We start from the raw sequence: 22,840 nt of genomic DNA, 5'->3' as shown, positions 1-22,840 counted from the left end.
AGATGCATCGAGTGAAAAGGGTCCTCCGGCAGCTGCCGGAGGGCCCTTTTGCGTTATTCGGCGTCGTTCGCCTCGGTGGACTCCTTTTTGTCCGGCGCCTCGCCCAGGAAGGTGGCGATGCCGTCCCGGGTCCACATGACCGCCTGTTTGCTCCGGAAGGGCTGCAGGAAGTAGTAGTCCTTGGGGTTTATGGGCACCGTGTCCTTCTCGTAGCTGATCAGCGCGATCCTGTCGTGGCTCGCCGCGTAGGCGCGGATCTGGTCGCGGCTGCGGAGCTCGACCAGGGGCTGGCTCAGCCGCCCCATGAAATGGAACTGGCCGTGGTACTTGCCGGTGTGCAGCACCTGGTATCCCTCGGCCTGTTTCTGGCGCACCGCCTGCGCGATCGGGTGCAGGTCGTAGCGCTGGAACATGGCGTTGCCGCCGACCAGGACCAGCATGCAGCAGGCAAGGGAGGCCAGGGCGACCTGGTTGACCAGGGCCGGCATGGTGCGCGGGCGCAGCAAGAAGAGCACCGCGCCCAGCACGATCAGCCCGGCGGCAGCGATCCTGATCTCCATCAGGTCGAAGTGCTTCAAAAGCCGGCCGTGCTTGATGACCGACGCCGCGATCAGCCCGGCGCCGAGGAAGACGTACAGGCCGGCAATGGGAAACCGGAAGCGCGCCACCTCACCCTGCTCTTCGGCGACGCTCCTGGCCATGAGCAGGCTGAAGGTCGGCAGCACCGGGATCAGGTAGTGCACCTGCTTGCCGCTCAGAAGCGAAAAGATGACCAGGCTCCCCGCGCACCAGATGAGCACCATTTTGAAGCCGGGGTCGCCGGAGAGGCGCTTCCAGGCCCGCCAGGCGGGAGGGAACAGGGTCCAGGGCATCAACAGGGTCGGGATCCAGGGGAGATACCACCAGATCGGGCGCCTGTGTGCGAAGGACTTGGCCATCCGGTTTACCGTCTGCCCCCACAGGATGGCGCGCCGGTAGGTTTCGCCCCCGGTGAGCGCGGCCGGGACCAGCCAGAAGAGCACCACCCCGATGCCGATCAATATCGAGAGCCCAAGCCAGGCGTACCACTTGCCGGAGAAACGCTCCTTGGGTACCCAGAGAAAGCCGAGCAGGGCCACCGGGAGGACGTACACCAGCACCACCGGCCCCTTGGTGAGGATGCCGCCGCCGATGGCGACGCCCAGCTGCAGGTACCAGGCGAGCCGGTGCTCCCGGGCCGCCGAGACCACCGCCAGCACGGCGAGGAGCACCCAGAAGGCCAGGATCACGTCGAACATGATCACCGAGGACCAGAGCAGGTAGGAGAGCATGGAAGCGAGGATGACCGCGGCGTAGCGCGCCACCTGCCGGTCGTCCCACAGCTTGAGCGCGATGCGGTACACCAGGGTGAGGTTCAGCAGGCTGAAGATGAGCGGGATGAAGCGCAGCGTCCCCTCGTTGACCCCGAACAGGAGCCAGTCCAGGTTCAGCAGCCAGAAAAGGAGCGGCGGCTTGTGCGAGTAGGGGAGCCCGTTTTGCAGCGGCACGATGAAGGAGTGGTTGTTCCACATCTCCCAGGCCACGCCGAGATAGCGGGTTTCGTCCACCGGGAAGTAGGGGAGCAGCAGGGACAGCACGATCCCCGGGATGATCAGGATCGCGAAGGGGAGGCCCAGCTCCCTAATCAGCGGCCGGGTCGGTTGCGACATCTTTCTTTTCCTTGTGGATGAAGAAGAGGTTCCTGAGGTAGACGGTGGTGCCGAAGGCCTGTCCCAGGATGAAGACCGGGTCCTTGCGGTACAGGGAGTAGACCAGCAGGATCAGCGAGCCGAAGATGCTGAAGTACCAGAACGACTCCGGAATGACGCTCTTTCTCTTTCTCTCGGTGGCGATCCATTGCACCACGAAGCGCATGGTGAAGAAGAACTGCCCGGCCAGGCCGATGGCCACCCAGGCCTTTTCCGTTAAAACCATCTAGTCACACCTCGTGATCTTGACGTTCTTGGCGCGCATGCGCAGCCAGCACACCCCGAAGATGTCGACGATGCCGACCCAGAGGCGGTTCAGGGTGCCGTACTTGGAGACCCCGGCGGTGCGCGGGCGGTGGTGTACCTCGACGGAAATGACGTCCCCCCCCTTCATCTTGATCAACGCGGGGAGGAAACGGTGCATGTGGTCGAAGAAGGGGAGCTCCAGGAAGGCGGAGCGGTAGAAGACCTTGAGGCCGCAGCCGGTGTCGGGGGTCTCGTCGCGCAGGAAGGAGCGGCGGTACGCGTTGGCGAGCTTGGAGGAGATGATGCGCCAGGGGGGATCGTCCCTCTTCTTGCGGTACCCGGCCACCATCTTCAGGTTGGGATTGTCGCTGTTCAGGATCGCCTCGACCATCTTCGGCACGTCGGCCGGGTTGTTCTGGCCGTCGCCGTCCATGGTGGCGATGATGGCGCCGCTGGCCTGCCTGATGCCGGTGGCGACGGCGGCACTCTGCCCGTAGGCACGGTCGTGCTGGACCACCTTCAGGGAGGGGACCGTGTTCTTCAGGGCGAGCAGCCGCTTGTGGGTGTCGTCGGTGCTGCCGTCGTCCACGACGACGATCTCACACTCAAGCCCGGTGACGACGATTTCCTGTACCAGGGTGCCGATATTGTCGGCCTCGTTATGGGCAGGTATCACGATTGAGATAGTGTTCATAAATTCTCTGCTTTTTCACATGGATGCTGCAACAATATGTGCCAGTGGACAATTCGACAACATAGCACAAGCCTGTGCGCAAATCATAGCTTTTTCTATATGACAAAGCTGTCATCTTCCGCTGCTATCAAGGCTGATCGAGGACCTGCCCGGCAGACAGCGGCGAGGAGCAAGAGAGCAAGGAAAATTTGGTATACGCGGTTACGTTTACAACTGTTTAGTGCTAGTCTTTGCCAATGGTTACTTCACTGCTCTCCACCGACGATCTCACCCAGGCCCGGGCCCTGCTGGAAGCAACCGGCCTGCAGTTCGAGACCCCCTATGACGACATGGTCGGCATCTTCGAGGCCGGGCGCCTGGTCGCGGTCGGCGCGAGGCAGGGGCGCACCCTGAAGATGCTGGCGGTAGCGCCGTCGCACCAGGGGGGGACCCTCCTGGACGAGGTGGTCACCGAACTGGTCGGGCGCGGCTACCAGGAGGGGGTGGACTCCTTTTTCGTCTTCACCTCGCCCGCCCTGGCGCCCAACTTCGAGACGCTCAATTTCCACCTCCTGGCGGCTTCCGGCAAGACGGCGCTGCTCGAGTACGGCGACGGCCTCAAGCGCTACCTCGCCCGTTTCACCCGCCTGGTGCGCCCCGGCAACAACGGCGCCATCGTCGCCAACTGCAACCCATTCACGCTGGGGCACCGCTACCTGGTGGAGCAGGCCGCGGCCGCCGTGGACCAGCTCTTCCTGTTCGTGGTGCGCGAGGAACGCTCCCTGTTTCCCTTCGGCGCCCGCATGCGCATGGTGCAGGACGGCACCGCCGATCTCGCCAACGTCACCGTGGTGGACACCTCGTGGTACGCCATCTCCAGCATCACCTTCCCGACCTATTTCCTGAAAGACGGGGACCCCGGCGGGGCCATCCAGATGGAACTCGACCTCACGCTCTTCGCGCAGCGGATCGCGCCGCACTTTTACGTGAAGACCCGTTTCGTCGGGAGCGAGCCGTTGTGCGGCACCACCGCCGCCTACAACGAGGCCATGCACCGGATACTCCCCCCCCTGGGGATCGAGGTGCGCGAGATAGAGAGAAAGAACGCGGACCAGCAACCGATCTCCGCCTCCCGCGTGCGCGACATGCTGCTGCGCGGCGAGCTGGAGGGGATCGCGGAGCTGGTGCCGGTCAGCACCCTGGACTTCCTCCTCTCCAGCGAGGGGATCAAGATCTGGGACAAGGGAGGAGCTAGATGAAGATCGTGAAGAAGGCGCAGGCCGGGACCATGCAGTCCAGCGACCTGATGGTGTTCCTGGAGCCGGCCGAGACGCTGAACGTGACCATAGAGTCGACGGTTCTGAAGCAGTTCGGGCCGCTGATCCGGGCCAAGGTGGACGAGGTGCTGCAAAAGCACGGAGTCGAGGCGGGAGAGGTGCGCATCACCGACCGCGGGGCGCTCGACTACGCCATCGAGGCGCGCCTGGAGACGGCGATCATGCGGGCAACGGAGGGGTAAATGGAAGGTCTCTGGTACAAGGAGTGCAGTAACGGCAGGCGCTTCATCATCAAGATCACACCCGGGGAAAGCCTCACCACCCGGCTGTTGCAGTTCGCCCACCTGACCGACGTGCGCTACGCCATGATCGTGTCGGCGCTGGGGAGCGTCAAGAACGTGCGCCTGCGGGGGATCAAGACCGGCGCCAAGCTGCCCATCACCACGCCGCGGGTGACCATCCACGACATCGAGGGGCCCTGCGAACTGTTGGGTCTGCAGGGGAACATCGTCCCCGGCGAGGACGATCTTTTGGACTGCCACTTCCACATCATCATGTCCAAGTCGTCGGGCGAGGTGGTGGGGGGGCATCTCTACGACGCCGAGGTCTTCGCCACCTGCGAGATCGTGCTCACCGAGCTGGACGTCTCCGGCGTCGAGCGCCACGTTTCCAAGGTCGGGGGGATCCCCACCATCTACATCGACGAGGAGGCGCCCTGATGGCCGGCTTCAAGCTGCGACGCTCCCTGCTCTACGTCCCGGGCAACATGCCCTCCATGCTCCAGAACATCCCCATCTTCAACTGCGACAGCGTCATCATCGACCTCGAGGACGCGGTGCCCCTCTCCGAGAAGGACGCGGCGCGCCACCTGGTCAAGCGCTTCCTGTTGAACTACACCGACCGCAACAAGGAACTCTTGGTGCGCATCAATCCGCTGGACACCAAGTGGGGCTACGAGGACCTGAAGGTGGTGCTGCCGGCCATGCCCGACGGCATCCGGCTTCCCAAGGCGGACACCCCGGAGATCGTGGAGCGGCTGGACACGCTTTTGACCGAATTCGAGGAGGAACTCGAGGTGGAGATCGGCCGCTTCGGCATCCTCCCCTCGCTGGAGAGCGCGCTCGGCGTCATCAACGCCGTCGGCATCGCCAACAGCTCCGAGCGCATCTTCGCCCTCGCCTTCGGCGCCGAGGACTACACCGCCAGCATGGAGATCGAGCGAAGCCGCGGCGGCGAGGAGCTCTTCAACGCCCGCACCCGGGTGCTCTGGGCCGCCAAGGCCAAGGGGATCCAGGCGGTGGACACCATCTTCGCCGACGTCTCCGACATGGAGGGGCTGCGGGCCGAGACCGAGCTGGCCAAGAGGCTCGGCTACACCGGCAAGTGCCTGGTCAACCCGCGCCAGATCGAGGTGGTGCACGACGTCTTCGCTCCCAAGCAGCACGAGGTGGAGTACGCCCTGCAGGTCATCGAGGCGATCCAGCGGGCGCGCCAGCTGGGGACCGGCGTCATCGCCCTGGGGGGCAAGATGGTGGACGCCCCGGTGGTGAAGCGCGCCGCCCGCGTGCTGCGCACCGCCTACGCCCACGGCATGGTGGACACCCTGATCGACGAGGAGGCGATACATGGCGCTCAATAGCCTGGGACGGGAGATCCCGGAAAGTTACGCGGGGAAACCGCTCATCCCTTACGGCGACCCCTACGCCATCCGGCCGCAGGGGAACGTGGCGGCCCGCCCCCTGAAGCGGGTCAACCCCGGGCACAACAAGCGCCTCTCCTCGCTGCGGGAGGCGATCGAGGCCAGCGGGCTGAAGGACGGCATGACCATCGCCACCCACCACAGCCTGAGAAACGGCGATTTCCTCCTGAACCGCATCGTCGCCGAGATCGCGGCAATGGGGCTGAAGGGGATCTGGATCGCCTCCTCCTCGGTGCACCCGGTGCACGCCGAGATCATCCCGCACATTAAAAGCGGCGTCATCGCCGGCTTCCAGTGCGGCGTGAACGGCCTGATCGGCGAGATGGCCACCAAAGGGGAGCTCACCTGCCCCATCGTGGTCCGCACCCACGGCGGTCGCGCCCGCTCGGTCATCGAGGGGAGCGTGCACATCGACGTCGCCTTCATCGCGGCGCCGTGCTGCGACGAGTACGGCAACATGAACGGCTACTACGGCCCCTCGGCCTGCGGCAGCCTCGGCTACGCCCAGATCGACGCCACCTACGCCTCCTGCGTCATCGCGGTCACCGACAACCTGGTCCCGTTCCCGGTGGTCCCGGTCAGCATCCCGCAGACCCTGGTGGACTACGTGGTGGTCGTGGACCGGCTCGGCGACCCGGCCAAGATCGTCTCCACCACCACCCGCGTCACCACCGACCCGGTCGGCCTGCAGATTGCGAGCTACGCCTCGCAGGTGATCGAGGCGTCGGGCCTGTTGCGGGACGGCTTCTCCTTCCAGACCGGCTCGGGCGGCATCTCGCTCGCCGTGGCCGAAAAGGTGCGTAACGCCATGCGCAAGGGCTCCATCAAGGGGAGCTTCGGCTGCGGCGGCATCACTGGCTACTTCGTGGACATGCTGGAGGAGGGGCTCTTCTCGGCCCTCATGGACGTGCAGTGCTTCGACCAGGAGGCGGTGCAGTCCATCGGCAGGAACCGCGCCCACCAGGAGATCAGCGCCGACATGTACGCCAACCCCTTCAACGCCGGGGCGGTGGTGAACCGGCTCGACTGCGTCATCCTCGGCGCCACCGAGGTGGATACCTCTTTCAACGTCAACGTGAACACCGAGTCCAACGGCTACCTGCTGCACAACACCGGAGGGCACTCCGACACCGCGGCCGGCGCCAAGCTCTCCATCATCGTCGCCCCCTCCATCCGCGGGCGCCTCCCCATCGTCAGGGACCGGGTCACCACCATCACCACGCCGGGCGAGACCATCGGGGTGGTGGTCACCGAGCGCGGCATCGCGGTGAACGAGAAGCACGCCGAGCTGAAGGAGGAGCTGGTCCGGAGAAAGCTCCCGGTGAAGGACATCGCCGAGCTGCAGCGGGAAATCTGCCGGGTCACCGGCACGCCGCGGCCGCTCGAGTTCGAGGACGAGGTGGTGGCGGTGATCGAGTACCGGGACGGGAGCATCATCGATGTCGTCAGACGCGTTAAGGAATAGCATCCTGGCAGCGCGGGACCGCCGCCAGGAGCTTCTGGACGGGCTGTTCCCGACCCCGTTCCCTGCCACGGTGATGCTGTCGCTGAACCTGCCGGGTGCGGAGAAGAGCGGCCCGCACGCGGACCGGCTCTTTGCCTGGGGGGAAAAGGAACTCCTCTCCGCCCTGAAGGTCACCCCGGCCTTCTCCGGTGCCGATGCCCTGGGGCCGTTCGCCCTGTACCGCACCCGGCTCCAGGCCACCCAGGTGAAGCGGCTGGGCATGGCGCTGGAGGCCCTGCACCCGGCCGGGCGTCTTCTGGATCTGGACGTCTACGACCATGCCGGCCGCCAGGTCGGTCGCGCCGAGCTCGACATCGCCCCCAGGAGTTGCCTGATCTGTGGCGAGCCCGCCCTCGCCTGCATCCATGCCAAGCGCCACAGCACCGAGGAACTGGTGCTGAAGGCACGGACGGTGATCGATGCCATCTGAACTGAGGCGGCTGGCGGACAACCTGGTGCGCGGCGCCTTCCTGGAACTGTACCTGACCCCCAAGCCGGGGCTGGTCGACCTGAACGATCCCGGCTCCCACCACGACCTCTCCATCGGCCGCATGGAAGCATCCCTCGCAGTCGTCTCCGGTTACCTTGGCCGCCTGGCCGATTCGCTGGCGCAGGGGGAGGAACTTGCGGCCCAGGTGCGCCTGGGCGTCGAGGCGGAAGAGGCGATGCTGGAGCACGCCGGCACCAACTGCCACAAGGGGTACATCTTCCTGAGCGGCCTTGTGCTGACCGCGGCCGCGCGCTCCCGGGGGGGAGGGGAGGCGGCATTGAGTGCAGCGGTCGCCGACATCGCTGCCCGCCTGTTCGATCGGTCGCAGCAGGGGGAGAGTAACGGCAGCCGCGCCTGCGACAGCTACGGCGCCCGCGGCATCAGGGGCGAGGCCCTGGACGGGCTCCCGGCGCTGTTTCAGGAGGCGCTCCCCGCCTTTCGCCGCGAGCTGGCTGCGGGCAACAGGGGGAGCGCGGTGTACGCCATGCTGGGGCGCCTGATGGCCACGGTGGAGGACACCACCGCGTTGCACCGCTGCGGCAGGGAAGGGCTGGCAACGGTCAGGGAGGACGGCCGGGCGCTGGAACAGTTGGTCGAGCAGCGCGATGACTTCATGAGTTTTCTGTCCCAGCGCAACGAGCACTACGTCAGCCGCAACCTCACCATGGGGGGAGTGGCCGACCTCCTGGCCCTCTCTTTTGCCTGGCTTAGCCATACCGGCGAACTGGAGGTTCTGCCGCAGTAGCAGCACGGTTTGACAATGGCGAGTTAATGATCTTTAATTTCGCCTATGGCTCATTACACCCTGACCCATAGCGCCATCGCCCTCCTCATTTTCCTAGGCAGCGCCGCACCCGCGGCCGCCGCTGCCGACTACTCCGCCGCACCCGCATCTCAACAGTGCCAGCATTCTGTGCCTGCCGCGCCGGCAGAGTCCGGGCCGGCGACCTTGCCGTCGATACCGGCCTCCCAACCGGCGAGTTACATTCCTTCCGAACACGCCCTGGCTGAATCTGCCCTTCCCCCCCTCCCTTTGCGGGAGGGGGCTGGGGGGTGGGGGAAGCTGCCATCGCCAACAGAGCTTGCCGCTGCTGAGTCCCCCTCCGTCGAGGACCGCGATTTCCTGATCCGCCCCGATGGCGCTGCCGGTTCGAGCGCCGGTGGCCCGGCCGCCACCGGCGACCCGCGCATCAGCGCCGACTTCCCCCCACCCACTTGGCGCTGGCACCGGGCCGGGATACCCGAGTACCTTGGCATTGCCGTTCTGGGCGCAGGGGCCATCTATGTGGAAAGCGCACACGGCGATCCGGAACCAAAGTGGAAGGGGACCAACGGCTTTGACGAATCGGTGCGCGACGCCCTGCGGCTGCACTCGCGAGGCGCCCGCGAGGTGGCGCACGATGTCGGTGACGCGCTCATGTACGCGATGATTGCCGCCCCGGTGGTCGACTCCTTTGCCACCCTGGGCCTCCGTGACGGCGCCTGGGATACCTTGTGGCAGACACAGGTGGTCAACCTCGAATCGTTCGCCTTCACCTCCTTCGTGTCCTCTCTGCTGCAGAATCTGGTGGCGCGGGAAAAGCCCTTCGTGCGCAACTGCAGAAACGGCGCCTGCGAGGGTGATGCTCCCAACCGCAGCATGCCGAGCGGCCACGTCGCCTTCGCCTTTACCGGCGCGGGGCTGGTCTGCAACCACCACCAGTACCAGGAGCTCTACCACGACCCCGACGCCGACCGGGCCGCCTGCTGGACCGGCATGGGACTCGCGGCTGCCGACGGTATCGCCCGCATCATGGCCGACCACCACTACGCCACCGACGTCATGGCAGGGGCCGCCATCGGCCTCTTTTCCGGATTCCTGCTCCCCCGCCTGCTGCACTACAACGACCTTGAGAAGCCGAAACCAGAAAAAACAGGCAGTCACTCCGTCATCAAGGGACTTTCGTTCCGTCCGCTCATTATCGCGGGGGGCGCAGGTCTCGCGTGCGAGATGAGGTATTAGTCATGGGCGCTGGTGAAAGGGACGAGGCCTCCTCCAGTCATCCTTGGGAGATGGCGCGGGCCGGGGCGCTTGCCGCCTTGTTGGCCACCACGCTTCACGAGGGGGTAAAAGTGCTCGGCGTCGGCTGCGGCGACGGCTACCTGTGCCGCACCGTCTTCGGGCGGCTCTCGCGCAAGGAGGTGGCGGCGGTCGACCCGGACCTTCCCGAGGAGCGCTTGAACGAGCTGGAGGCCGAACCGGGTATCAGCTACGGCCGCGAGCTCCCACCGGCAAGAAACAGCTACGACCTGACCCTGATCGTGGACGTCCTGGAACGGGTCCAGGACGACCGGGGCTACCTGAAGCGGGTGGTGCGGCAGCACGTGGCCGCCAGGGGGCGCGTCCTGGTCACCGTCCCCGCCTTCGACGCGCTCTACAGCGGCCATGACTGGTTCCGCGGCCACTATCGGCGCTATCGGCTGCGGCAGGTGGAGCAGTTGGCCTGGAGCGCCGGGTTGGTCGTGGTCAGTTCGGGGTACCTGTTCGGCTCGCTGCTCATTCCGAGGTTCCTGTCCTCCCGGCTCTACCACTGGGGCAGGGTGCGGGACCGGGGGCGCTGGCGTGGCGGCCGCCTCTTGGGCGCACTGGTCGCCAAGCTCCTGACCTGGGACAATGCCCTGATGATCGCCCTGGCGCGGGGGGGGATACTGCTCCCCGGAGCCACCGCGTGGGCCTTGTGCGAGACCCGGCGCGGCGGCAATTGACACATTGTTTTAATTTGACAGCGGGCTCGTTGATAACGTATACAGATTTAACAAAATTACCGGGGGTTACTTGGGCATGATTGTTTCATCAGAACAAACTGCCGGTTCGGAGCCCACCACACAGAGGACGGAAAAGTACATGTTGAATCTGAAACCGGAGGTCGTAGCCCAGCTCGAGCGCGTGCTCAGCTCTGTCGAAATGTTGCTTCCCAAGGCGGTCAAGGCCGTCAACTGGGCCACCTGCCCCGCCGCCAACTGGCGCCGTCATTCCTTCTCGGGATATCTGGAAGCGGTCAAGGTCACCGACCAGACCAGGCTGGACGACCTGCTGGGCTGCGAGAAGCAGAAAGAGATCATGGTGTACAACACGCGTCAGTTCCTGAAGGGGCTCCCGGCCAACAACGCGCTCCTGTGGGGTTCGCGCGGCACCGGCAAGTCCTCCATGGTGAAGGCGCTCCTGAACGAGTATGCCGCCGAGGGGCTGCGCGTGATCCAGGTGGAGAAGGAAGACCTGATCTACCTCTCCGAGATCTTCAGCGCCGTCGAGGACCAGCCCTACCGCTTCATCCTGTTGTGCGACGACCTGACCTTCGAGATCGGCGAGCTCTCCTACAAGATGCTGAAAAGCGCACTGGACGGTTCGGTGTACTCGGCGCCGGAAAACGTGCTCATCTACGTCACCTCCAACCGGCGCCACCTGCTGCCGCAGTACAACACTGACCTCTTGGGCGGCAAGTACGTGAACGGTGAACTGCAGGAGAGCGAGGCGATGGAGGAGAAGGTTTCCCTGTCCGACCGTTTCGGCCTCTGGGTCGCCTTCCACGTCTTCACCCAGGACCGCTACCTCGACGCGGTGCGCCAGTGCGTGGAGCGCGAGGCGAAAAACCGCAACGTCAGCATCCCCTGGAGCAAGGAACTGGAGCTGGACGCGATCCAGTGGTCGCACGACAAGACCAAGCGCTGCGGCCGTACCGCGATGCAGTTTTCCAGGCACTGGGTGGGGCGCTACCTGCTCAACCAGCCCTCCGCCTAGGTAGGCGGCAACCCGCACAATCACGACCGGCGTGCTCCAGGTGGAGCACGCCGGTTTTTTTTTGCCATGCCGTAGCGACCGTTTTTTTCATGTGAAAGCGGACGGCCCCTTCCTAAGTGATAGAATGTTTCCGTTCTGCACCTCCCAAATCCTTCCGAAACCGTTGCTTATGCAGTTATTACCTTGACAACTGTTGAGTCTGCATATATACAAGAATTCGAATATATCTTCAGTCAACATTCCGCCTGTACCGGCAAGGAGGTTTCGGGTGAATCACGGGTTTTTGCCGCTCATCGCTGTGCTCGTCGTCTCGTTGGCGGCGCCGGCCTTTGGCGAGGTGGTCACGCTGCCGGAGGCGGTCCAGCGCGCCCTGCAGAGCAACCACCTGCTCAAGGCCGCCGCTCTGGAGCGGGGCGCGGCGGAGCAGGACGCGGCCGCCAGCCGGAGCCGTTACCTGCCCCGCGTGGCGCTGGAAAGCGGCGCCGTCCTCTCTACTACGCCGAGCACCGTGTTCATGATGAAGCTGGACGAGGGGCGCATCAACCCCGGCAAGGACTTCGCCGCCGACACGCTGAACAATCCCTCAGCACGCGGCGACTTCAAGACCGCGGTGACGCTGGAGCAGCCGCTGCTCGATTTCGGCATCGCCACCGGCGTGGCTGTGGCCGGCAAGGGTTCCGAGGCGGCGGCCCTGGTCGAGGAGGCGAAGCGCGAGGAGATCGCGTTCCGGGTCTACCTGGCCTACCTGGGGGTGCGCAAGGCGCTGGCCTACCGGGAGGTGGCCGACCAGGCGCTTTTGAACGCGCGGGAGCACGACCGGTTGGCGGCGGTGCGCGAGAAGGACGGCATCGGGCTCAAATCGGACCGGCTGCGCACCGCGACATCGGTGGCCCAGGCGGAGCAGCGCGTGATCTCCGCCAAGAACGATCTGCTGCTTGCGCGCCTGAGGCTCAACCTGGTGGTGGGGGGCGCGCAGGGAGAGCCGCTGGACGTGGCCGAGCTCCCCAAACTGGCGGAGCCCGCGCCGGAGCTGGAACAGCTGATCGCCCTGGCCAGGCACAATCGCGCCGACCTGAAGCTGGCCGAGAATTCGGAGCAGCGCGGTGAGCTGGCGGTCCGGCAGGCCAGGAATGCCTATCTCCCCACCCTCTACGCGCGGGGGAGCTACCAGATCAACGACCGTGACCTGCCGCTTGGGACCGACAAGGATTCCTGGACCGTCGGCGTCAACCTGCGCTGGGACCTCTTCGATGGCGGCAAGCGCTCACACGACAGGAAGAAGGCGGAGCTTGCGCGCCAGGGCGCGGCGGAACTGCTGGAAAACGAGCGCAGGGAAGTGGCGCTGCAGGTGACCGAGAGCGTGCTGCACCGCCAGGAGGCGCGCCTGAAACTGGAGAGCGCGCAGTCCGCGGTGCGCGATGCCGAGGAGAGCCGGCGCCTGGTGACGCTGCGCTTTGGCAACGGCCTCTCCTCCCTGGTCGAGGTGATGGACGCGGAAAGCGCGCTCACCCAGGCCCGCGCCAACCTGGTGGAGGTCGAGAACGGCTTCCATGCCGCGACCGGAGAGATCTACTTCCGCACCGGCGTATTTGTGAAGGAGGTGCTGCAATGAGAACTTACCGGGCGGCTTTGGTTGCCCTCGTCATAGCAACCGGCTTCGGCTGCGGCAAACAGGAAGGGCACAATGCGGCCCCGGCGCCGCCGCCGGTGGTGACCGGCGCCACGGTGCAGACCCTCGCGGCGGAGGACCTGCCGGATGTCCAGGAGGCGGTCGGCACGGTGCGGGCGCGCAACAGCGCCCAGATCGCCGCCCGCATTCCCGGCAGCGTCAGCCGGGTCTTCGTGCGGGAAGGCGACCAGGTCGGGCAGGGGAAAGTGCTCGTCGCCATCGAGGCCGTGGAAAGCGGCGCCGCTGCGGCCGGTGCTGCATCCGGTGTCGAGGAGGCGGCGCGCGCCCTCTCCGAGGCGCAGGCGCAGAAGAAGCTCGCCGACGTCACCTTCGACCGATACTCCCGGCTCTTCGCCGAACAGGCGGTGACCCGGCAGGAATACGACACCAGGAAGACCGAGCAGGACGTGGCGGCCGAAGGGGTGGCACGGGCGCAGGCGCGCCTGGCCCAGGCACGGCACAGCGCGCAGGCGGCCGGTGCCGTGGCCGGCTACGGCAGGGTGGTCTCCCCGATTTCAGGCGTGGTGGTGGCCAAGCAGGTCGAGGCGGGGCAGACCGTCTTCCCCGGCACGCCGCTGATGACCGTCGAGGGTGACCAAGGGTTCCGCCTGGAAGTGGCCGCTCCGGAGACGCTTTTGGGCAAGGTGAAGGCCGGCGACCAGGTCGCCATCGCGGTCGAGGGGGCGCCGGCGACCGGCCGCGTCTCCGAGGTGGTCCCGGTGGTGGATTCCGCCACCCGCACCTTCACCGTCAAGGTCGATCTCCCCTCCAAGGGGCTTCGTTCCGGCAGCTACGGCAAGGCCTTCTTCAGGACCGGTTCCCGCAAGGGCGTCGCGGTCCCGGCGAGCGCGGTCGTACAGCGTTCCTCGCTCACCTCGGTGTGGGTGGTGTCCCCCGAGGGGGTGGCCCGCCTGCGCCTGGTCAAGCCGGGGCGGACCCAGGGCGGCCGCGTGGAGATCCTCTCCGGTCTCGCCCCCGGCGACAAGGTGGTCACGGCAGGTATCGACAAGATGGTAGACGGCGCCAGGGTGCAGTAGCGGAGAACTTATGAACAACCTCGGCTTCGCGGGGAGGATTGCCCGCGCTTTCATAGATTCCAAGCTGACGCCGCTCATCGTGGCGGCTTCGCTCCTGATCGGGCTCTACTCGGTCATCGCGACGCCGCGCGAGGAGGAGCCGCAGATCGTGGTCCCCATGGTGGACATCTACCTCCCCATGCCCGGCTCCTCACCGAAGGAGGTCGAAGAGCGGGTGGTGACCACCTTCGAGAAGAAGATCTGGGAGATCAACGGCGTCGAGTACATATACTCCGCCAGCCGCCAGGGGATGGGCATCATCACGGTCCGCTTCCTCGTCGGCGAAAGCATGGAAGACTCCCTGGTCAAGCTCTACAACAAGGTGATGAGCAACCGCAACCTCCTCCCGCCCGGCGCGGGGGAGCCGCTGGTGGTCTCCAAATCCATAGACGACGTCCCGATCCTGTCGCTCACCCTCTGGTCGGACCGCTACGACCACAACGCCCTGCGCCGCGTGGCCCGCGAACTGTGCGACGACCTGCAGAAGGTGGAGAATGTCGCCCACTCCGAGATCAAGGGGGGGCTGTCGCGCGAACTGAAGGTGCAGCTCGACCCGGCCCGGCTCGCCTCGTACGGCCTTACCCCGCTGACGGTGATGGGAGCCCTGGAGAAGGGGAACGTGTCGCAGCGGGCGGGGACCTTCGCCTCGGGGAACCGCGAGTACAGCCTGGAAGCCGGCGGCTTCATCGCCGACCCGGCCGACGCCGGTCGCCTGGTGGTGAGCGTGAAGGAGGGCCGTCCGGTCTACCTCTCCGATGTCGCCACCGTGACGGACGGTGTGCAGGAACCAAAGGACTACGTCTTCTTCGGCCTCGGCCCCGCCGCAGCGCACAAGAGCCTGAAAGGGGGCGCCGCCGACTATCCTGCAGTGACCATCGCCATCGCTAAGCGCAAGGGGGCCAACGCCACCTGGGTCGCCGAAGACCTCCTGAAGCGGGTGGAGTTCCAGAAGGGTAAGCTGATCCCGTCGGAGATGCAGGTCACCGTGACCAGGAACTACGGGGAGACCGCCAAGGACAAGAACGACGAGCTGTTGTTCCACATGTTCCTGGCGGCCATCTCGGTCACCATCCTGATCGCGGTGTTCATGGGGTGGCGCGCGGGCGCCGTGGCGGCCATCGCGATTCCCGTGACGCTGGCGCTCACCATGTTCATCTTCAACCGGATCGGCTACACGCTGAACCGGATCACCCTGTTCGCGCTGATCTTTTCCATCGGCATCCTGGTGGACGACGCCATCGTGGTGGTGGAGAACATCCACCGCTACTTCACCACGACCAAGTTCAAGCCGCTGGAGGCGGCGGTACGGGCGGTGGACGAGATCGGCAATCCGACCATGCTGGCCACCCTAGCGGTGATCGCCTCCATCCTCCCCATGGGCTTCGTGGGCGGTCTCATGGGCCCCTACATGCGCCCCATCCCGGTCGGCGCCTCCATGGCCATGGTCTTCTCGCTCCTGATCGCGCTCATCGTCACCCCCTACTTCGCCTACCGTTTCATGAAGGGGGAGTCGCACTACGGCACCGAGGTGGCTCCCGAAGAGACCTGGATGACCCGCTTCTACCGGCGCATGATGGGGCGGCTTCTGCACGACACCAAGGTGCGCCACGGCTTCCTCGCCATGGTGGTGGTGCTCCTGGTCCTCTCGTGTTCGCTGATCTACTTCAAGGCCGTGACGGTCAAGATGCTCCCCTTCGACAACAAGAGCGAACTGCAGCTGATCGTGGACGCGCCGGAGGGGACCACGCTCGAGGAGAACGCGCGCATGGTGGCCGAACTCGGGGACGCGCTCCGGAAGGTGCCCGAGGTGACCGATTTCCAGAGCTACGTCGGCACCAGTTCCCCCTTCAACTTCAACGGCCTGGTGCGCCACTACTACCTGCGCCAGGGGCCGAGCGTGGCCGAGATCCAGGTCAACCTGGAGAGCAAGGACGAGCGCAGCAGCCAGTCGCACGACATAGCCAAAAGGATCCGCCCCACGCTGAAGGCGATCACCGACCGTTACGGGGCGCGGCTCAAGGTCGCCGAGATCCCCCCCGGACCGCCGGTCCTTTCCACGCTGGTGGCGGAGGTCTACGGCCCGGACCAGCAAAGCCGCGTGGACATCGCCCGCAAGATACGGGAGATCTTCCGCACCACGGCCGGCGTGGTCGACGTCGACTGGTACCAGGAGGACGATCAGCCCACGCTGCGCTTCCAGGTGGACAGGGAGAAGGCGGCCCTTTCCGGTGTCGATGCCGCCCAGGTGGTGCAGACCCTGAAGATGGCGGTGGGGGGGACGGACGTCGGGCTCATGCACGTGCCGCAGGAGAAGGAGCCGGTCCGGATCAACCTGCGCCTGCCGGTAGGCTCCCGCAGCGACGTTTCCTCGCTCTCCTCCATCTACGTGGCCGGGAGCAAGGGGAACGTGCCGCTATCCGAACTGGTGCGCGTGGTGCGCGGCGTAGAAGAGAAGTCGCTGTACCGCAAGAACATGAAGAGCGTGGTCTACGTCATCGGCGACGTCGCGGGCAAAATCGAGGCGCCGGTGTACGCCATCCTCAAGATGCACAAGGATATCGACAACATCCCGCTGCCGGGCGGTTACCACATCGAGCAGCGCGCCGCTACCCAGCCTTGGAGCGAGGAACGCCCCGGCATCAAGTGGGACGGCGAGTGGCACATCACCTACGAGGTGTTCCGCGACCTGGGCGCCGCCTTCGCCGCCGTCATGGTGCTCATCTACGTGCTGGTGGTGGCCTGGTTCCGGGACTTCACCACGCCGCTGGTGATCATGGCGCCCATCCCGCTCACCCTGATCGGCATCCTGCCGGGGCACGCCATCATGGGGGCTTTCTTCACGGCCACCAGTATGATAGGCTTCATCGCCCTGGCCGGGATCATCGTGCGGAACTCGATCATCCTGATCGACTTCGCCGAACTGCGGCGCCGGGAGGGGATGGCGCTGGACGAGGCCATCATCGACGCCGGCGCGGTCCGCTTCCGCCCCATGCTGCTCACCGCGGCGGCGGTCGTGGTGGGGAGCTTCGTGATCCTGTTCGACCCGATCTTCCAGGGGCTCGCGCTGGCCATGATGTGCGGCGAGATCGCCTCCACCACGCTTTCCAGGATCACCATCCCGATCCTGTACTTCATGGTGCAGTCCTGGAAGGAAAAACATAAGAAGCAGGTCGAGGTGGTTTAACCTGCCTTTAGGAGGTTTTAGTGTTCTGGTTGCGCAAGAATGTGGCTGAAAAAGTGAACGGCGAGTCGGTGGCCGAGAAGGTGGCCAACGAGGCGGAAGGGTTCTACCGCTCCGGGAAGATGCACTGCGCCGAGGCGGTGCTGGCCGCGGTGAAAAACGAGTTCCTGCCCGAGGCCGGTGACGAACTGGTGCACCTCGCATCCGGTTTCGGCGGCGGTTCCGGTGCCGGCTGCATCTGCGGCGCGGTGGCCGGCGGCACCATGGCCATCGGTCTCGTGGTCAAGGACCGCAAGGCGGCCGCGGCGCTCACCAAGGAGTTGCACCACTGGTTCAAGGATCAGTACCGCGTCACCTGCTGCAAGGCCCTCACCGCCGACGGCAAGAAACGCTGCGTGGAATTCACCGCCAACACGGCGGGCAAGGTGGCCGAACTGCTGCAGCAGAAAAAGTGATCGGATTTAGCAAACGGAGGTTTTCCTGGTTCCCAAGCTCCAGCTTGGGAACCCCAGATGGCGCAAAGCTCCAGCTTGGCATCCGAGGGAAGTTGTAGCTTCGGAGAGGCTTTGCGTTCCCAAGGTGGACCTTGGGAACGAGATCAAATCCCCCTAAATCCCCCTTTGACAAGTGGGACTTTTAGCGGCTAAACCGCTTTAGCAAACGGAGGTTCCTATGTACATCGACAGAATGTTGAGACTCATCGCCGGCACCTTCACCCTCATTTCGCTGGCGCTGGCCCACTACCACGATCCGCGCTGGCTCTGGTTCACCGCCTTCATCGGCCTGAACCTGCTCCAGTCCGGGTTCACCAACTGGTGCCCGATGATGACCATCCTGGACAAGCTGGGCGTGCCCAAGCTGCCGCCGGCCGAGTGCCGCAAATGATCTGCCGCATCAAGGTCCTCTGCGACAACACTGCCGGCGCCATCTCCGGCACCCTGGGCGAGCACGGCTTTGCCGCCCTGGTGCAGGCGGGCGACCAGTCGCTTTTGTTCGACACCGGCGGCGGGCATACCCTGTTGCACAATGCCCAGCGCATGAACGTGGACCTGAAGGGCGTGGACCAGGTGGTCCTCTCCCACGGCCATTACGACCATGCCGGCGGGCTGTGGCCGCTGTTGCAGGCGGCCGGCCCCAAGAGGATACTGGCGCACCCCGGCATCTTCACGCGGCGCTACGTGCTGCGCGAGGGGAGCACCCGCTCGGTCGGGGTCCCCTATTCCGAGGAGTTCCTCACCGGTCTCGGGGCGAGCTTCTCCTACAGCGACACGTTTCGCGAGGTGCTCCCCGGCGTCTTCCTGACCGGCGAGGTGCCGCGCAGCACCAGCTTCGAGGAGGGGGACGCGGGCCTTTTCTGCGACGAGGCCGGATGCCATAGGGACCGGGTGATGGACGATCAATCCCTGGTCATCGTGACCGGGAAGGGGCTGTTGCTGCTGCTGGGCTGCTGCCATGCCGGGGTGGTGAACACCGTGGAGTTGGCGCGGCAGCGGACCGGGGTGGAGCAGGTGTACGGGGTGGTGGGGGGATGCCATCTCGCCTTTTCGCCGCAGACCCAGGTCGACGCGACCATCAAGGCGCTGAAGCGCTACGGGCTGAAGAAGATCTGTCCCGGTCACTGCACCGGGTTCCATGCCGCCGCCCGGCTCGCGACCGCCTTTCCGGGTGGGTTCAAGGCCATGCAGGTGGGATACGTACTCGAAGTCGATTAGTCACTTTGCAAGGAGAGTTTTAGACATGAGAATCATCGCCATGCTGTTTTCCGTTTTGCTGTTGACCGCTTCCCTTTCGCTGGCCGTCGAGCCCGCCAACGTCACCTCCAAGCAGGCCCAGGCGCTGCTGGCCAAGACCCCCAAGCTGGTGCTGCTCGACGTGCGCACCCCGGACGAGTACCGTCAGGCGCACCTGAAGGGGGCGCAGCTGATCCCGCTGGGGGAGTTGAACCGTCGTGTGCAGGAAGTCCCGCGTGACCGGCCGGTGCTGGTCTACTGCGCGGTAGGCGCCCGTTCCTCCACCGCCGCCAGTTTCCTGGCTTCCAAGGGGTACCGCCAGGTGTACAACATGACCGACGGCATCGTCGGCTGGTACAACAACCGCCTGCCGCTGGAGTTGGGGCGCTAGCCGTCCCTCCCCCCAGCCCCTCCCCGACCCTCCCCCTCCGGGGGAGGGGGCACCCCCACAGTAAAGCTCCCCCCGCAAAGCTCGCAGAAAATCTCCCGCTTTCCCATCACTCCCATAAATTCCCATCCCTCCCATAATTCCCATTCCGCCTTACTTTGGTAAACTTTTGCAGTTCTTTTGGCTCAAGCTATGCAGACAGGTTCCGATAAGCCAAACAGGGCTTTGAAGCTGGAGGTGGCATGCAGGAGGAACGCGATAATCTGGCGGCGCGCCTGCTGGAGGAGGTGGACTGCGGAGCGGTCTATCTCGACGCCGGCGGCACGGTGCTCTTCGTCAACCGCAGGGCGGAGGAGATCCTGCACGTCGAGCGTGGCAAGGTGCTGGGCAAGCGGGTGGACATGCTGCCGCTCAGGACACCCATCTACCGGGTGCTCAGCGAGAACGCGCAGGACGAGCCGGTGGAGGTCAGCATCGACGGCGCCGTGATCCAGGTCCGCTCCATCCCCCTCGGCGGTGCTGCCCCGGCAGGGGAACTGTACCAACTGCGCGACATCAGCCATGACAAGCGGGAAAAACGCCAGCGCGAAGAATTCGTGGCCATGATGACCCACGACCTCAAGTCGCCGCTTACCGTCATCATGGGGTACATGCAGGCGCTCATGGGGGAGATGCCCTCGAAGATGGACCCTTCGCTGCACCTCTTCGTCAAGGAGATGGAGAAGAGCGCGGTCAAAATGCTCTCCATGATCGACGACGTGCTGGACGCCTACCGGCTGGAGGCGGGGCTTTTGCAGATCGACCGCCAGCCCTGCGACGCCCGCGCCCTCCTGGAGGGGTGCTGCCGCGACGGCGAACAGGAGGCCGCGGTGCACGGCTCCTACTTCCTGAGCGATATCTGCGACGGCATCCCGACGCTCGAACTGGACGAGAAGCAGATCACCCGGGTCTTCGCCAACCTGATCGCCAACGCGGTGAAGTTCACCCCCAGGCGCGGCACCATCAGCGTCACCAGCGTCATCGAGGACAGCTGCCTGCTGGTCCGGGTCAGCGATACCGGCATCGGCATCCCGGAAAGCGAACTGCCGCGTATCTTCAACAAGTACTTCCGCGCCTCGGGAGCCCAGGGGTTCAAGGGGACCGGGCTCGGGCTCACCATCAGCAAGGCGATCGTGGAGGCGCACGGCGGCAGTATCCGCGTCGAGAGCAGCGCCGGCAAGGGGAGCTGCTTCTCGGTCCTGTTGCCGCTGCACGAGGAACGGTGCAGCTTCAAGTCCTGATTACGTTAAAGTTCCCGCGCGTAAGCGCCGATTAGGCAGTCACGGGCCGGAGCCCGCAGAGAAAAAAAGCCGCCCTGTGCGAGCACAGATAACCATCCAAGGAGGAGAACAGCATGGGCAACGTATTGATAGTGGACGATTCCTCGACCATGAGAAAGATCATTTCCCGCAGCCTGCGCCAGGCGGGGCTCGCCATCGACGACATCTATGAGGCCGGCGACGGTATCGAGGCCCTTTCCACCATGGAGGGGAAAACGATCGACCTGATCCTGTCGGACATCAACATGCCCAACATGGACGGGCTGGAATTCATCAAGTGCGTCCGCGGCAAGGGCGTCAACACCCCGATCGTGATGATCACCACCGAGGGGGGCGAGGACATCCTCAAGGAGGCGATCAGCAACGGCGCCAGCGACAGCATCAAGAAGCCGTTCACGCCCGACCAGTTGAACGAGAAGCTCGGAGGACTTTTATGATGTCCCTGAACCAGGATATCGCAGCCGCGACACACCTTGAGGAGGCGGACCTGGCATCCTATGTCATCAACGCCACCAAGGAGGTGTTCGAAACCATGGTGATGATGGCCCTGGAGGACAGCTACCCCCTCAAGGAGCCGGTCACCTCGTTCCACTGCTCGGTCACCGGCATGGTCGGCCTGGCGGGGACTTACACCGGCATCCTGTCCATCCACTGTCCGCAGCACCTGGCCTTGCGGATCACCTCCAACATGCTGGGGATGGACGTGGAAGAAGTCGGAGAGGATGTCAACGACGCCCTGGGCGAAATCGCCAACATGCTGGGCGGCTACGTGAAGCAGATCCTCTCCAAGGGGGGGCTGGACATCAACCTCTCCATCCCGACCGTCATCTCCGGCGAGGACTACACGGTCAACTCCATGGCCGACAGCGACTGCGTCATCATCCCCTTCACCAACGAGGGTGACCGCTTCCTGGTCGGCTTGAAACTCAGGAAGGAAGTCTAGGCGGTACGGTAATGGCTGCATTCGAAAAGCTACAATCCATGTTGGACGCCGCCATGAAGCAGGCCGGGGAGGAGAGCAGCATGCTCCTGGGCCAGGCCATGTCCGTGGCCGCCTCCGACGTCCTCAACACCAACCGCAAGAGCTATCTTGGCGACGAGGACAATCCCATCTACGTGGTGGGGGTGGAGTCGCGCGAGGCGTACCCCGGCTTCTTCTACCTCCTCTTCTCGCTGGGCGACACCATCGTCATGAGCTCGATCCTGCTCGGGATCCCGGGTCCCAGGATCCAGGAGAAGCGCCGGCTTTCCATCCAGGAACCGGACGACGTGGACGCCTTCGGCGAGATCGCCAACCAGATCATCGGCTCCTTCAACTCGGTGTTCCAGCCCAACCTGCCGGACAAGGTGCATCTGAAGCTCCTCCCGCCGCAGAAGTACGTCCCCGGCACCGATCCGCTCAGCGACGAGGTCCCCTTCCCGGACGGCGAGTACCTGATGTACCGTGCCCCCCTGCAGATCGAGGGGCACGAGATGAACATGGTGGACATCCTGATCCCGCACCCGCTGGCCAACCTCTTCGACCCGCAGCCGGAGGAGGCTGCGGTCGAGGTTGTCGCCGAGGTCGAGGCGGTGGCCGAGGAGAGCGCGCCGCTCCCCTCGATCCTGGTACTGGGGGACGACCAGGGGCGCGAGGAACTGGTGCAGGGGCTGGCCGACACCGGTCTGAACCTGATCGACGCGCCGCTGGGGGCCGACCTCCCCGGGCTCTTCGCTCAGGGCGACGTGCGCGCCGCCTTCATCTACCTCAAGCAGACCTCGGACCGCGACCTGGCCATCTGCAAGCGCGTGGTGCCCATGGTGGACAGAAGCGGCGGCGCGGTGCTCCTCTCGGCCCCCGAGTGGACCCGCACCGCGGTGCTCAAGGCGCTCAAGGCGGGGGTGAAGGGTGTGGTCATGCCCCCCTACGCCCCGCACGAGCTCGCCGACAAGCTGGAGAAGATCCTGCACCACTGACAGGCGAGTCAAAAAAACATCCCCGCCCTTCGTTTTTTTGACTGGCCGCCCCCCTTCGGCGCGCAACCGGCGCCACGGAAAATTCCAGCGCGGACAAAATGCCGTAATCCTGCCAAGTTAGCGCGCC

Annotated in this window: 24 protein-coding genes; 21 read left to right on the top strand and 3 right to left on the bottom strand. The window is 65.1% G+C overall.

What is annotated here, in order from left to right:
- Window positions 1-53: 53 nt before the first annotated feature.
- From H7687_RS18705 to H7687_RS18695, 3 genes are read right to left on the bottom strand one after another with little or no spacing between them, the layout of a single operon-like run.
- Window positions 54-1,688, bottom strand: coding sequence for an ArnT family glycosyltransferase (locus H7687_RS18705; protein ID WP_183350217.1), 1,635 nt, complete (start codon window positions 1,686-1,688; stop codon window positions 54-56).
- Window positions 1,660-1,953, bottom strand: coding sequence for a lipid-A-disaccharide synthase N-terminal domain-containing protein (locus tag H7687_RS18700; protein WP_183350215.1), 294 nt, complete (start codon window positions 1,951-1,953; stop codon window positions 1,660-1,662). The genes H7687_RS18705 and H7687_RS18700 overlap by 29 nt, the downstream gene beginning before the upstream one ends.
- Window positions 1,954-2,667, bottom strand: a complete 714-nt coding sequence (locus tag H7687_RS18695) for a glycosyltransferase family 2 protein (RefSeq protein ID WP_183350213.1) — start codon at window positions 2,665-2,667, stop codon at window positions 1,954-1,956.
- Window positions 2,668-2,903: 236 nt separating this feature from the next.
- Between H7687_RS18695 and citC the strand changes: the two genes are divergently transcribed.
- The 21 genes from citC (at window position 2,904) to H7687_RS18590 (ending at window position 22,713) form a co-directional block, all read left to right on the top strand.
- Window positions 2,904-3,905 carry a [citrate (pro-3S)-lyase] ligase gene (citC, locus tag H7687_RS18690; protein WP_183350211.1) on the top strand — a complete coding sequence of 334 codons (1,002 nt, stop codon included), beginning with the start codon at window positions 2,904-2,906 and terminating at the stop codon, window positions 3,903-3,905.
- Window positions 3,902-4,165 carry a citrate lyase acyl carrier protein gene (citD, locus tag H7687_RS18685; RefSeq protein ID WP_183350209.1) on the top strand — a complete coding sequence of 88 codons (264 nt, stop codon included), beginning with the start codon at window positions 3,902-3,904 and terminating at the stop codon, window positions 4,163-4,165. Before citC ends, citD begins: the two co-directional genes overlap by 4 nt.
- Window positions 4,166-4,642, top strand: coding sequence for a PPC domain-containing DNA-binding protein (locus tag H7687_RS18680; RefSeq protein ID WP_183350207.1), 477 nt, complete (start codon window positions 4,166-4,168; stop codon window positions 4,640-4,642). It begins immediately after the preceding gene.
- Window positions 4,642-5,562, top strand: coding sequence for an HpcH/HpaI aldolase/citrate lyase family protein (locus H7687_RS18675; protein ID WP_183350205.1), 921 nt, complete (start codon window positions 4,642-4,644; stop codon window positions 5,560-5,562). Before H7687_RS18680 ends, H7687_RS18675 begins: the two co-directional genes overlap by 1 nt.
- Complete coding sequence (gene citF, locus H7687_RS18670; protein ID WP_183350203.1) at window positions 5,549-7,087, top strand: citrate lyase subunit alpha; 1,539 nt, start codon at window positions 5,549-5,551, stop codon at window positions 7,085-7,087. Before H7687_RS18675 ends, citF begins: the two co-directional genes overlap by 14 nt.
- Complete coding sequence (locus tag H7687_RS18665) at window positions 7,062-7,556, top strand: citrate lyase holo-[acyl-carrier protein] synthase (protein WP_183350201.1); 495 nt, start codon at window positions 7,062-7,064, stop codon at window positions 7,554-7,556. Before citF ends, H7687_RS18665 begins: the two co-directional genes overlap by 26 nt.
- On the top strand, window positions 7,546-8,361 hold the full coding sequence (locus H7687_RS18660) for a triphosphoribosyl-dephospho-CoA synthase (RefSeq protein ID WP_183350200.1): 816 nt from the start codon (window positions 7,546-7,548) through the stop codon (window positions 8,359-8,361). Before H7687_RS18665 ends, H7687_RS18660 begins: the two co-directional genes overlap by 11 nt.
- A gap of 45 nt (window positions 8,362-8,406) precedes the next feature.
- Complete coding sequence (locus H7687_RS18655; RefSeq protein ID WP_183350198.1) at window positions 8,407-9,618, top strand: phosphatase PAP2 family protein; 1,212 nt, start codon at window positions 8,407-8,409, stop codon at window positions 9,616-9,618.
- A gap of 2 nt (window positions 9,619-9,620) precedes the next feature.
- Entirely contained in the window at window positions 9,621-10,361 is a 741-nt protein-coding gene (locus H7687_RS18650; protein WP_183350196.1) for a methyltransferase domain-containing protein, read from the top strand.
- 139 nt (window positions 10,362-10,500) lie between these two features.
- The gene (locus H7687_RS18645) at window positions 10,501-11,394 is read left to right on the top strand and encodes an ATP-binding protein (protein ID WP_183350194.1); all 894 of its coding nucleotides are present in this window, start codon (window positions 10,501-10,503) and stop codon (window positions 11,392-11,394) included.
- Between the two features lie 268 nt (window positions 11,395-11,662).
- Window positions 11,663-13,006 (top strand): TolC family protein, encoded by a 1,344-nt coding sequence (locus H7687_RS18640; protein WP_183350192.1) that lies wholly within the window; start codon window positions 11,663-11,665, stop codon window positions 13,004-13,006.
- Window positions 13,003-14,100, top strand: a complete 1,098-nt coding sequence (locus H7687_RS18635) for an efflux RND transporter periplasmic adaptor subunit (protein WP_183350191.1) — start codon at window positions 13,003-13,005, stop codon at window positions 14,098-14,100. Before H7687_RS18640 ends, H7687_RS18635 begins: the two co-directional genes overlap by 4 nt.
- Window positions 14,101-14,110: 10 nt before the next feature.
- Window positions 14,111-17,323, top strand: coding sequence for an efflux RND transporter permease subunit (locus tag H7687_RS18630; protein WP_183350189.1), 3,213 nt, complete (start codon window positions 14,111-14,113; stop codon window positions 17,321-17,323).
- 20 nt (window positions 17,324-17,343) lie between these two features.
- Window positions 17,344-17,775, top strand: coding sequence for a C-GCAxxG-C-C family protein (locus H7687_RS18625; RefSeq protein ID WP_183350187.1), 432 nt, complete (start codon window positions 17,344-17,346; stop codon window positions 17,773-17,775).
- Between the two features lie 217 nt (window positions 17,776-17,992).
- Entirely contained in the window at window positions 17,993-18,205 is a 213-nt protein-coding gene (locus H7687_RS18620; protein ID WP_183350185.1) for a YgaP family membrane protein, read from the top strand.
- A complete protein-coding gene (locus tag H7687_RS18615; RefSeq protein ID WP_183350184.1) occupies window positions 18,202-19,032 on the top strand; it encodes an MBL fold metallo-hydrolase in 831 nt (276 codons plus the stop codon). Before H7687_RS18620 ends, H7687_RS18615 begins: the two co-directional genes overlap by 4 nt.
- Before the next feature lie 25 nt (window positions 19,033-19,057).
- Complete coding sequence (locus tag H7687_RS18610; protein WP_183350182.1) at window positions 19,058-19,441, top strand: rhodanese-like domain-containing protein; 384 nt, start codon at window positions 19,058-19,060, stop codon at window positions 19,439-19,441.
- A gap of 239 nt (window positions 19,442-19,680) precedes the next feature.
- Window positions 19,681-20,718: a sensor histidine kinase gene (locus H7687_RS18605; protein WP_183350180.1), complete on the top strand. Its 1,038-nt coding sequence runs from the start codon at window positions 19,681-19,683 to the stop codon at window positions 20,716-20,718.
- A gap of 113 nt (window positions 20,719-20,831) precedes the next feature.
- Window positions 20,832-21,194 (top strand): response regulator, encoded by a 363-nt coding sequence (locus H7687_RS18600; protein WP_183350178.1) that lies wholly within the window; start codon window positions 20,832-20,834, stop codon window positions 21,192-21,194.
- Window positions 21,191-21,700: a chemotaxis protein CheX gene (locus H7687_RS18595; RefSeq protein WP_371877586.1), complete on the top strand. Its 510-nt coding sequence runs from the start codon at window positions 21,191-21,193 to the stop codon at window positions 21,698-21,700. Before H7687_RS18600 ends, H7687_RS18595 begins: the two co-directional genes overlap by 4 nt.
- 11 nt (window positions 21,701-21,711) lie before the next feature.
- Window positions 21,712-22,713, top strand: a complete 1,002-nt coding sequence (locus tag H7687_RS18590; RefSeq protein WP_183350176.1) for a response regulator — start codon at window positions 21,712-21,714, stop codon at window positions 22,711-22,713.
- Window positions 22,714-22,840 lie beyond the last annotated feature (127 nt).

This window comes from Geomonas paludis, from assembly GCF_014193585.1.
Taxonomy (GTDB): domain Bacteria; phylum Desulfobacterota; class Desulfuromonadia; order Geobacterales; family Geobacteraceae; genus Geomonas; species Geomonas paludis.
The sequence above is the reverse complement of the archived record's forward strand: the minus strand, read 5'-3'. Positions and strand labels throughout refer to the sequence as shown.

Excerpts from the sequence above, each read along its gene's own strand:
- H7687_RS18705 (WP_183350217.1), bottom strand. The coding sequence starts at position 1,688 with ATGTCGCAACCGACCCGGCCGCTGATTAGGGAGCTGGGCCTCCCCTTC.
- H7687_RS18700 (WP_183350215.1), bottom strand. The coding sequence starts at position 1,953 with ATGGTTTTAACGGAAAAGGCCTGGGTGGCCATCGGCCTGGCCGGGCAG.
- H7687_RS18695 (WP_183350213.1), bottom strand. The coding sequence starts at position 2,667 with ATGAACACTATCTCAATCGTGATACCTGCCCATAACGAGGCCGACAAT.
- citC (WP_183350211.1), top strand. The coding sequence starts at position 2,904 with ATGGTTACTTCACTGCTCTCCACCGACGATCTCACCCAGGCCCGGGCC.
- citD (WP_183350209.1), top strand. The coding sequence starts at position 3,902 with ATGAAGATCGTGAAGAAGGCGCAGGCCGGGACCATGCAGTCCAGCGAC.
- H7687_RS18680 (WP_183350207.1), top strand. The coding sequence starts at position 4,166 with ATGGAAGGTCTCTGGTACAAGGAGTGCAGTAACGGCAGGCGCTTCATC.
- H7687_RS18675 (WP_183350205.1), top strand. The coding sequence starts at position 4,642 with ATGGCCGGCTTCAAGCTGCGACGCTCCCTGCTCTACGTCCCGGGCAAC.
- citF (WP_183350203.1), top strand. The coding sequence starts at position 5,549 with ATGGCGCTCAATAGCCTGGGACGGGAGATCCCGGAAAGTTACGCGGGG.
- H7687_RS18665 (WP_183350201.1), top strand. The coding sequence starts at position 7,062 with ATGTCGTCAGACGCGTTAAGGAATAGCATCCTGGCAGCGCGGGACCGC.
- H7687_RS18660 (WP_183350200.1), top strand. The coding sequence starts at position 7,546 with ATGCCATCTGAACTGAGGCGGCTGGCGGACAACCTGGTGCGCGGCGCC.
- H7687_RS18655 (WP_183350198.1), top strand. The coding sequence starts at position 8,407 with ATGGCTCATTACACCCTGACCCATAGCGCCATCGCCCTCCTCATTTTC.
- H7687_RS18650 (WP_183350196.1), top strand. The coding sequence starts at position 9,621 with ATGGGCGCTGGTGAAAGGGACGAGGCCTCCTCCAGTCATCCTTGGGAG.
- H7687_RS18645 (WP_183350194.1), top strand. The coding sequence starts at position 10,501 with ATGTTGAATCTGAAACCGGAGGTCGTAGCCCAGCTCGAGCGCGTGCTC.
- H7687_RS18635 (WP_183350191.1), top strand. The coding sequence starts at position 13,003 with ATGAGAACTTACCGGGCGGCTTTGGTTGCCCTCGTCATAGCAACCGGC.
- H7687_RS18630 (WP_183350189.1), top strand. The coding sequence starts at position 14,111 with ATGAACAACCTCGGCTTCGCGGGGAGGATTGCCCGCGCTTTCATAGAT.
- H7687_RS18620 (WP_183350185.1), top strand. The coding sequence starts at position 17,993 with ATGTACATCGACAGAATGTTGAGACTCATCGCCGGCACCTTCACCCTC.
- H7687_RS18615 (WP_183350184.1), top strand. The coding sequence starts at position 18,202 with ATGATCTGCCGCATCAAGGTCCTCTGCGACAACACTGCCGGCGCCATC.
- H7687_RS18610 (WP_183350182.1), top strand. The coding sequence starts at position 19,058 with ATGAGAATCATCGCCATGCTGTTTTCCGTTTTGCTGTTGACCGCTTCC.
- H7687_RS18605 (WP_183350180.1), top strand. The coding sequence starts at position 19,681 with ATGCAGGAGGAACGCGATAATCTGGCGGCGCGCCTGCTGGAGGAGGTG.
- H7687_RS18600 (WP_183350178.1), top strand. The coding sequence starts at position 20,832 with ATGGGCAACGTATTGATAGTGGACGATTCCTCGACCATGAGAAAGATC.
- H7687_RS18595 (WP_371877586.1), top strand. The coding sequence starts at position 21,191 with ATGATGTCCCTGAACCAGGATATCGCAGCCGCGACACACCTTGAGGAG.
- H7687_RS18590 (WP_183350176.1), top strand. The coding sequence starts at position 21,712 with ATGGCTGCATTCGAAAAGCTACAATCCATGTTGGACGCCGCCATGAAG.